Raw genomic sequence first — 4,311 nt, forward strand, 5'->3', positions numbered from 1 at the left:
TGCATTCGGTTTGCACGATAATTCAGCCCGTCTTCCCTAAATCAGAAACTCCAATCATATAGTGGTTCGTAGAACCTTGGCGGATTCCCGAGCGTGTCGCTCATAGGGCATTTAGAGGGGCGGCGCACATTTTTTTAGGTTCGATGATAATAAAGCAACGTTCTTTGCGTTAAGAAGATAGAAAGGACAAGTTATTACTCTCATGAAACACTTTTAACGTTTATCAAGCCTATGAAAAATTTTACTCCGGAAGAACTCAAGCCCTCGGCATTGTCGCTTATGCTGATCAGGCAGATTGCCTACACCTACCGTGTGTCGAAACTCACGGGCCGTCCACTCAACTATTGCATGAACTGACATGAGCACCATTATATCCCCTTCGCTTCTGGCCGCCAACTTCGCCGACCTCAAGAGTGAGATAAACATGATTAACCGCAGCGAGGCCGATTGGCTCCACTGCGATGTGATGGACGGTGTGTTTGTGCCCAACATATCATTTGGCTTCCCCGTGCTCGAGGCGGTGGGCAAGATTTGCCAAAAGCCGCTCGACGTGCACCTCATGATCGTTCACCCCGAGCGCTACGTGGAGCAAACGGCGCGCATCGGCGCCATGATGATGAACGTGCATGTGGAGGCGGTGACCCACCTCAACCGCACCATCCACGAGATCCACGACGCGGGTATGAAGGCGGGCGTTACGCTCAATCCCTCCACGCCGGTGTCGATGCTCGAGGATTGCATCGAGGATGTCGACATGGTGCTCCTGATGAGCGTCAACCCTGGCTTCGGTGGTCAGCGCTTCATCGAGAACACCTACGCCAAGATAGGCCGCTTGCGCAAGCTCATCGCCGAGAGCGGTTCGAAAGCCCTCATCCAGGTGGACGGTGGCGTGAACGGCGAAACGGCCCCCCTTCTGGTCAAGGCTGGGGTAGATGTGCTGGTGAGCGGCAGCTACGTGTTCCGCGCCGACAACCCTGAGGAGCGCATCCATCAACTCAAGAACCTATAAGCACATGAAGAAAATAGCATTGTCGCTGCTGTTCGCACTGGTCGCCCTGACGGCCAGTGCGCAGTCGGCGTTGAAGAGAGTGTATAACGAGGCCATCGATCCCATGGCCCAGATTGACAGTGCCCTGGCTGCCGTGCGCGCCGAGGGCAAAGGCCGCCTGGTGGTCTGCCAGGTGGGTGGCAACTGGTGCCCGTGGTGCCTGCGCTTCGCCGATTTTATGGAGCGCGACGCCGAGATAGCCCAACTGGTGGCCAACAACTTCGCCTATATCCATGTCAACTACAACCCGCGCAGCAAGGCGGCACAACAGTCGGAGGCCCTGATGAAGCGCCTCGGCAGTCCGCAGCGGTTCGGGTTCCCCGTGTTTGTGGTGCTCGACCAGGCCGGCAACGTGCTCCACATCCAAGACTCCAGTTTCCTGGAGGAAGGCAAGGGTTACAGCAAGGAGAAAACGCTTCGCTTCTTCAAGGCGTGGGCACCCCAGGCCATCGACCCGAGCAACAATGTGATGCGGACCATTGAGGCGCGTCGCTCCGTGCGCCGCTACCTCGACCGCCCCGTGGAGCACGCCAAGCTCGAGCAGGTGGCACGCGCAGGCATCCTCGCGCCCAGCGGCATGAACCTTCAGCCGTGGCAGGTGCGCGTGGTGGAGAACAGAGAGTGGATCGACGGCGTGACCGACCTCTTCAAGAAGGCCAACCCCGACCAGGTGAAGCGCGACGCCCATTTCAAGAACATGTTTCGCAACGCGCCCAACATTATCTGTGTGGCCACACCCGACGGCCAGCCTTCGGTCGATGCCGGCCTCATGGGCGAGAACATGATGCTCGCTGCCCAGTCGCTGGGGCTCGGCACCTGCTGCCTGGGAGGCCCTGTGCGCTTCCTCAACACGACAGACGCATGTAAGCCATACCTCGACAAGCTCCAGTTGCCCGAGGGCTACAGCGTCTGCTACATCCTCGCCGTGGGCTATCCCGACGAGAGTCCCGAGGCCAAGCCGCGCGACATGGGTAAGCTGCAATTCATCAAATAGCCGATAGGCAGGCCAACGACCCGCTTCTAACGCCCTGCAACACCGCCAAGGCCAAGGCGCTCTAACCCCGCCTGCGACCGGCAGGCGCTAACCCAACACGACGCCGCCGACAAAACCAGGAATTCCCGGTTTTGTCGGCGGCGTCGTGTTGGCAAAACTTTTGTAAACGGCAATGGGTTTATAACACGATGCTCGAAGCTCAATTCTTCCGCAGCCTCAAGTCGGCAAGTATCACCGCCAACTCTTTCTCATCTTTTGCAGCATTCTTCGATTTCCAAGCCACAATAAAGCGTACGCTTGCAGCTGTCACATGATAACCTCGGGTTTCCCATTTGGCCAGTTTGGCCATCATGCCTTGCGATAGTTGGGCAATGGCTTTGCCCGTTTGTGCACAACACAGATATGGCGCATTATACAGCAACTCGTCGCCACCTCGCAAGGCCAGCACTTCCTGTTTGCTATATTTGAAATAATCAAGATAAACGTCCTTGTGCGATAGTTGCAGAACGATTTCCTCAGGCACCGCGTATTGCTGAGTGTCGGTAACGCGCTGACAATGGTTTATACCCTCAAACACTCCGCCATTGGCATGAATGTACAGATTGTGTTTGGCCCGGGTTATTCCTACATAATATCTACGCAGAAGATCGTCGGTGTGGTCGTATTTGTCGGATATCAGCATATACACATTGTCAAACTCACGGCCTTTCGACTTATGGACGGTCGACACCACCACCTCCGCGTCAGAAACATCACAGAAATCCTCTATCGTCGACTCGAATACGAACTCGCGCAAGTCGGTATAGTATTTAGCGCGGTTGGTCAGCTCAAACATCTCCACACATCGGCGCACATACTGCAAGCTCTTGCTTGTTGCATACTTGCCAAACGTTTTGAGCTTTGCCTCCTCCCAAGCCTCTTCAGCGATGAGTGGCGACACCTTCCTGCTGTTGACACACTTCATGAAATAGCGCATCTCCATCAGATTGCAGAAGCGCAATCCGTCCAACGATTGTATCAGTTTGGCCTTGACGCCACGCCCATTTAGCAACGCAAGCATCACGACCGCTTCCTCATTGGTCTGTGTCAGTATGCACGTGGTTCCGTTGCCACGCCTCATCACCTCATCGGCCACGGGCAGATACATGTGTTTAGAGATGTGGCGTGTTATTTTCACCTCGCCCTCCTCGTCGCTCATCGACACAATGGGGGCGCTCTTCAACCTTCTCCTTATCGACTTAACGAAATCGTTGGCCGCCCCAACCACGCGACGCGAGCTGCGATAGTTTTCTGTCATTTCGATGAAACGTCCTCCCGCTTCCTTGCTCAACTCATACATGTACTTCGAGTCGGATCCACGAAACTCATAGATGTTTTGGTCGTCATCGCCAACCGCAATGACCCGCATGTCCTCATTGGCCGACATCAGGGCCGACACCAAGGCATAATCGTCGCTGCCCATATCCTGCGCCTCGTCTATTACAAGCACCGTCTTGCCGATATGGTTTTGCTCCACCTCGCCATTGTTTATCATCTCAGCGGCCTTTGCCACCACGCCACTAACGTCGTCAAGATTGCCTATGCGTCCGAGCAAGTCGAAACAGTAGGAGTGGAATGTCTTGATCTCTACGAAGTGGGCGGCATTGCCAATGAGTTGCAGCAACCTGCTCTTGAATTCTGTAGCGGCGGCGCGCGAGAACGTTAGCATAAGCAATTGCTCATGCTTCACGTCTTCGAGCAGCAGCAGCGACGCAAGCTTATGCACAAGCACTCGCGTCTTGCCACTGCCAGGCCCAGCCGCCACCACAATACAGCGCGACTCATGGTCCTCAATAATCTCTTTCTGTCGCGTGGACAACTGCCCGAAAAGCTCGCGGTATTTGGCTGGAGTAAGGTTGCGGTTTATTTCTTCTATGCGATTTCCCTTGAAGTACTTGCCTATGAACTGTCGATAGTCCATCTGAAAGTAGTCGTGCACATATTGCAGGGCAGCGTCATAGTCGCTAACCATCAGATTGGCGTATTCGCCTACTATATGTATCTGCTGAATCTTCTGCTTGTAGAACTCGTTGAGCGTGTGGTAGTCGTCCTGCTTATAACGCAAGCGATTGTCCTTCAGCCGGCGAATGTCCATGGCATTGTAGAGCACAAGAAATCCGCCTTCGAGCTTCAACGCCCCAATCTTAGACAGGTAGAGCAGCGACTCCTCCACATGAGGGTGTGTCATAATTGACTATGGTCATTTATGGTGCACCCTCCTTTTGTATAT

At 54.5% G+C, this 4,311-nt stretch carries 3 protein-coding genes and 1 pseudogene; 3 read left to right on the forward strand and 1 reads right to left on the reverse strand.

The features are described 5' to 3' along the window. Positions 1-231: 231 nt before the first annotated feature. From WKK33_RS00315 to WKK33_RS00325, 3 genes are read left to right on the forward strand one after another with little or no spacing between them, the layout of a single operon-like run. Positions 232-357, forward strand: coding sequence for a hypothetical protein (locus tag WKK33_RS00315; protein WP_262898225.1), 126 nt, complete (start codon positions 232-234; stop codon positions 355-357). Between the two features lies 1 nt (position 358). Continuing rightward, on the forward strand, positions 359-1,009 hold the full coding sequence (rpe, locus tag WKK33_RS00320) for a ribulose-phosphate 3-epimerase (protein WP_337931977.1): 651 nt from the start codon (positions 359-361) through the stop codon (positions 1,007-1,009). 4 nt (positions 1,010-1,013) lie between these two features. Continuing rightward, positions 1,014-2,042, forward strand: coding sequence for a nitroreductase family protein (locus WKK33_RS00325; RefSeq protein WP_337931978.1), 1,029 nt, complete (start codon positions 1,014-1,016; stop codon positions 2,040-2,042). 199 nt (positions 2,043-2,241) lie between these two features. Here WKK33_RS00325 and WKK33_RS00330 read toward each other — a convergent pair. Continuing rightward, positions 2,242-4,254 (reverse strand): annotated as a pseudogene (locus WKK33_RS00330) (ATP-dependent helicase); the annotation flags it as partial. Positions 4,255-4,311 lie beyond the last annotated feature (57 nt).

The sequence above is a fragment of the Hallella sp. genome (genome assembly GCF_037460745.1).
Classification (GTDB): Bacteria; Bacteroidota; Bacteroidia; order Bacteroidales; family Bacteroidaceae; genus Prevotella; species Prevotella faecis.